Origin of the sequence: Sulfuricaulis sp. (genome assembly GCF_041499725.1) — a bacterium.
In the GTDB taxonomy this organism is placed as follows: domain Bacteria; phylum Pseudomonadota; class Gammaproteobacteria; order Acidiferrobacterales; family Sulfurifustaceae; genus Sulfuricaulis.
The window spans coordinates 1-4,834 of the sequence record NZ_JBGQKW010000126.1 but is presented as its reverse complement, the minus strand read 5'-3'; the positions used below and the strand labels follow the sequence as shown (position 1 = coordinate 4,834).

5 protein-coding genes and 1 pseudogene are annotated in these 4,834 nt (G+C 62.1%); 5 read left to right on the top strand and 1 reads right to left on the bottom strand.

Going from position 1 to position 4,834, the window contains the following annotated elements; translation table 11 throughout:
- A partial coding sequence (locus ACC569_RS13895; protein WP_372524127.1) for a diguanylate cyclase domain-containing protein occupies window positions 1-313 on the top strand: 313 nt, incomplete at its 5' end.
- 171 nt (window positions 314-484) lie between these two features.
- Window positions 485-1,399, top strand: coding sequence for a complex I NDUFA9 subunit family protein (locus tag ACC569_RS13890; protein WP_372524126.1), 915 nt, complete (start codon window positions 485-487; stop codon window positions 1,397-1,399).
- A gap of 53 nt (window positions 1,400-1,452) precedes the next feature.
- Here the strand turns inward: ACC569_RS13890 and ACC569_RS13885 are convergent, their stop codons facing one another.
- Window positions 1,453-2,499: an aminopeptidase gene (locus tag ACC569_RS13885; protein ID WP_372524125.1), complete on the bottom strand. Its 1,047-nt coding sequence runs from the start codon at window positions 2,497-2,499 to the stop codon at window positions 1,453-1,455.
- 86 nt (window positions 2,500-2,585) lie between these two features.
- On the opposite strand from ACC569_RS13885, the gene ACC569_RS13880 reads away from it, so the two are divergent.
- The 3 genes and pseudogenes from ACC569_RS13880 to rimO form a co-directional block, all read left to right on the top strand.
- On the top strand, window positions 2,586-3,833 hold the full coding sequence (locus tag ACC569_RS13880) for a multifunctional CCA addition/repair protein (protein WP_372524124.1): 1,248 nt from the start codon (window positions 2,586-2,588) through the stop codon (window positions 3,831-3,833).
- Between the two features lie 12 nt (window positions 3,834-3,845).
- A complete protein-coding gene (locus tag ACC569_RS13875) occupies window positions 3,846-4,370 on the top strand; it encodes a DsrE family protein (RefSeq protein ID WP_372524123.1) in 525 nt (174 codons plus the stop codon).
- A gap of 5 nt (window positions 4,371-4,375) precedes the next feature.
- Window positions 4,376-4,834, top strand: a pseudogene (rimO, locus tag ACC569_RS13870) (30S ribosomal protein S12 methylthiotransferase RimO); the annotation flags it as partial.

Below are 4,834 nucleotides of genomic sequence, written 5' to 3'. Positions count from 1 at the left end.
GGTGGCCTTGCGTCTGCAGCGCGTCCTGCGGCAATCGGACACGGCCGGCCGGCTCGGCGGCGACGAGTTCGCCCTGGTGCTTCCCTCCACCGACGAGGCCGGGGCGGTGAAGGTCGCCGAGAAGTTGATCAAGGTCCTGGAACCGTCTTTCAAGGTCGGTGACCACACGCTCAAGAGCGCCTGCAGTATCGGTATCGCCGTGTATCCGGAGCACGGCGAGAATGTCGCCACCCTGTGCAAGAGCGCCGACATGGCCATGTATGCGTCCAAACGCTTCAACATCGGGTATTCCGTCTATCGCCCGGAGGACTAAAAAGACGTTGCGCCGCCCGGCGCGCGTCAATCATCCTGCACCCTGATCGGGCTCGCGAATTCCCTCCAACAGTTTTCCGCACGCCAATCGCCTCGTGGCAGCGACGGCGCTTGACCCCGTGCGCCAGGGCTTGTAGAACTTGGCTGAATTTCCGGACTCAAACGCCATACCATGTCCACGCACAAAATCTGCCTGTTGGGCGGAACCGGCTTCGTCGGGAAGCGCCTCGCCATGCGCCTGTCCGAGGCCGAGCACGACATCGTCATCTTCACGCTTCACCGTGAACGCCAGCGCGATCTGCTGGTGCTGCCGACGGTGCGGCTGGTGCAGGGCGATGTGTACGACCCCGAATTTCTGCGCAGGCAGCTCGAAGACCGCGACACCGTCATCAACCTGGTCGGCATCCTCAACGAAAAAGGCCGGGACGGACGCGGCTTCGCGCGGGTGCATACCGAGCTGCCAGAGAAAATCGTCGAGGCCTGCCGCCAGACGGGCGTGACACGCCTGCTGCACATGAGCGCGTTGCAGGCCTCGCCCGCCGCACCGAGCCATTACCTGCGCACCAAGGCGCTGGGCGAGGACGCCGTCCACCGCGCGGAGAATCCGGATTTTCACGTCACGAGTTTCCGCCCTTCGGTCATCTTCGGTCCGGGCGACAGCTTTCTGAATCGTTTTGTCGGCTTGCTGCGCCTCGCGCCCGGCGTGTTCCCGCTCGCCTGTCCCCAGGCGCGCTTTCAGCCGGTATACGTCGAAGACGTCGTACGCGCCTTCGTGGAATCGCTCGACAACCACAAGACCTTCGGGCAGCGCTACGACCTCTGCGGACCGAAGGTATACTCGCTGCGCGAGATCGTGGAATACGTCGCCAGGATCATTGGCAAGCGCGTGTGCATCGTCGGCCTGAACGATGCCTTGTCGTATCTGCAAGCCGCGATGCTGGAATTAGTGCCGGGCAAACCGTTCTCGCTCGACAATTATCGTTCGCTCAAAGTGGACAGCGTGTGCGATAAAGGTTTTCCCGGGGTGTTCGGCATCACGCCGTCGAGTTTGGAACAAATCGCGCCGACTTATCTCGCGCCGCATTAGTCACGCGTCATTCCCGCGCGGAAAATTAATGGGACGCCACCCTTTTTAGCTGCTTACCTGCGCGCCTGAAGTGCCACGGCGCGTTCATCAGGGGGAAGTTGTGCGAGTCGTTCCACTTCGCGGTAAAAGGTCGCCAAATCCCCATTATGCTGCGCCAGCAGTGCCTGAAATGCTGCGACGTACTGGCTGTAGAGACCGATCGCGGCGAGATGCGCATTGTTCAAATCCTGCGCGAACCAGCTGTCGAAGACCGTGTAGCCACCCCAATCTGCTTTCAGTGTCGCATAATCATTTCGCAGTTCCCCGAATACCCGCATCTTGGCGATGCGTTTTTCCGCATCGCTCAAGTTTGAGGCATAGATTTCCTTGAGACGCGCGCGGTGTTTCAATACCAGCGTGTTGAACTCCTCGCGCCGCTTTATTTTCTGCCGGTAGGCCTCCGTTTGTTGCACCGTGCCTTGGTGTTCGAACCAGCGTTTCACGCCTTCGAGTTCCACCACGGTCGCGAAGGATTCGTTGAAAGCGCTGTCGCCGCTGACATAGATTTTCTGATGCGCGAGTTCATGGAACAAAAGGCCCGCGAGTTCGGCCTCGGAGCGGTGGATGAAGGTGTTGAGCACCGGGTCGTCGAACCAGCCCAGGGTCGAGTAGGCTGGTACGCCGCCGACGTAAACGTCATAGCCTTTCTGTTTGAGACTCGCGGCGAATTGATCCGCCTTGTCGCGTGCGAAATAGCCGCGGTAGGGCACGCAGCCGGCGACGATGAAGCACCAGTGTTTCGGTTCGAGCGACAGCTCCGGCGCGGCGAATACATCCCACACCGCATAAGGCCGTTCCAGGTCAGCGTAGGTCCTGTAACTGCGGTTGTCCGGTAGCAGCAGTTCGCGGCTGGCGAACTCGCGCAGGTGCCGGGCCAGTTCGAGCTGCTGTCGCACATCCAGCGGTGTTGCGGGGTCGGCGAGCAACTCCTCGATGGGACGACGTTTCGTTAAAATCTCCATTTGCCCCGACACCGCCTGGGCGTAATAAAGCGGGCTGGCACAACCGGTGAGGACCGCAAGCAACAGGAACAGGGCGAAAAAGCGCAGAAAGTATTTCATGCATCCTACTTGGCGTCAGTGGCATCGACACATTAGCATGGCAGGTTAAAGGTAGCCCTACTCGCTATGCTCGTTCGTCTTTCCATATGAAAATCTATCTCGTCGGCGGCGCGGTGCGCGACAAGCTCCTGGGCCTGCCGGTCCAGGACCGGGATCATGTCGTGGTCGGCGGCACCCCGGATGAAATGGTGGCGCAGGGCTTCAAGCCCGTGGGCGCGGATTTCCCCGTGTTTTTGCATCCGGTCACGAAAGAGGAGCATGCGTTGGCGCGCACCGAGCGTAAATCAGGCCACGGCTACAAGGGTTTCAAGGTCTATGCCGCCCCGGACGTGACGCTGGAAGACGATCTCAAGCGGCGCGACCTGACCATCAACGCGATGGCGGAGGATGAACAGGGCAAGCTCGTTGATCCGTTCGGCGGCGCCGAGGACTTGCGCAACGGCGTGCTGCGCCATGTCTCGCCGGCGTTCGCCGAGGACCCGGTGCGCATCCTGCGCGTGGCGCGCTTCGCCGCGCGCTATGCCAAATGGGGTTTCCACGTGGCGCACGGCACCAACCAGCTCATGTGCCGGATGGTCGAATCCGGCGAGGTCGATCATCTGGTGGCGGAGCGCGTGTGGACGGAACTCGAGCGCGCGCTCGGGGAAGACAAACCCTCGCGTTTTTTCGAAGTCCTGCGCGGCTGCGGCGCGCTGGCGCGGCTGTTTCCCGAGATCGACGCGCTGTTCGGCGTGCCGCAGCCGGAAAAGCATCACCCGGAAGTGGATACCGGCGTGCACATCATGCTGGTGATCGATGCCGCGGCAAAACTTTCGCCCGATACGCGCGTGCGCTTCGCCGCGCTCATGCACGATCTCGGCAAGGGCGCCACGCCCAGGGAGGAATGGCCGCAGCACATCGGTCATGAGGCGCGCGGCGCCGAACTGGTAAAAAATTTCTGCCAGCGGTTTCGCGTGCCCAACGAGCACCGTGACCTGGCATTGATCGCCGCGCGTTTTCACGCGCACTGTCACAAGATCGCCGAACTGCGCCCGGCGACCGTGGTCGATACGCTCGAGGCCATGGACGCGTTCCGCCGGCCGGAGCGGGTGGACCTGTTCGTCACCGCCTGCGAGGCCGATTTCCGCGGCCGCCATGGCAGCGAGGATAAGCCCTATCCCCAGGCCAGGCTTTTCCGCAGCGTCTTCGCCGCGGCGCGCGCCGTCGATACGTCGGCGATTGCCGCGGGCGGCGGCCAGGGCCCGGATATCGGCGCGCGCATCCACGAGGCGCGCATCGCCGCTGTCCGGCAAGTGTTATCATTATCCGATTCCTCCCGCCTGCCCGGGACCTAGTGAAGGTGAATCATGATCAAGAGACTGGGTAGTCCGTTGCAATGGATGTTCATGGCCATGTTGGTGTTATGGGGAGCTGGCGCCTTGAATGCGGCGGCGGCCGATCAGCCTGCCGCGAAACCGAAAGATGAGGTGGTCAAGGTGGTGTACCACGCCGATTTCGCCGACCCGCGCCGCTTCAGCGCCATGCTGACCAATATCCATAATATGGTTTCGACCTATCAGTCCGAGATGAAGGAATATGACGTGCGTATCGTGTTCGTTTCCTACGGCATTCGTTTCGTGACGCAGGACAAGCTCGCCGGCACGCCGTTTGCCGAGGACGCCGCCTTCAAGCAGCGACGGGCGGAATTACTGGCCCGGCTGGCGACACTGCGTGACAACGAGGGCGTGAAGCTCGAGCTCTGCGAAATCACGCGCGATGCGGTGCAACTGCCCAAGGAAAAGATCATTCCTGGCGTAGCGTTGGTGCCCTCCGGTGTGGCGCGCATCGCGGACTTGCAACATCAGGGCTTCGCCTACCTCAAGGTGGAATAGACCCCATGCCCAAAGCGGTTCTTTCTCCACCGGCGGCGCAGACCGGCGCTGCCTCCATTCCCCGTGTCGGGTTCGTCAGCCTCGGCTGCCCCAAGGCGCTGGTGGATTCCGAACGCATCCTCACGCAATTGCGCGCCGAGGGCTACGCGATCTCGCCTGATTACGCCGGCGCGGATCTTGTGGTGGTCAATACCTGCGGCTTCATTGACGCGGCGGTCGAAGAGTCGCTGGAGGCCATCGGCGAGGCGCTGGCGGAGAACGGGCGTGTCATCGTCACCGGCTGTCTCGGCGCCAAGGGCGATATCGTCAAGCAAACCCATCCACAGGTGCTGGCTGTCACCGGTCCGCACGCGCTCGAGGAAGTCATGCGATCGGTGCACGCGCACCTGCCAAAGCCGCATGACCCCTACACCGACCTCGTGCCGGCGCAAGGGATCAAGCTCACGCCACGGCACTACGCCTAT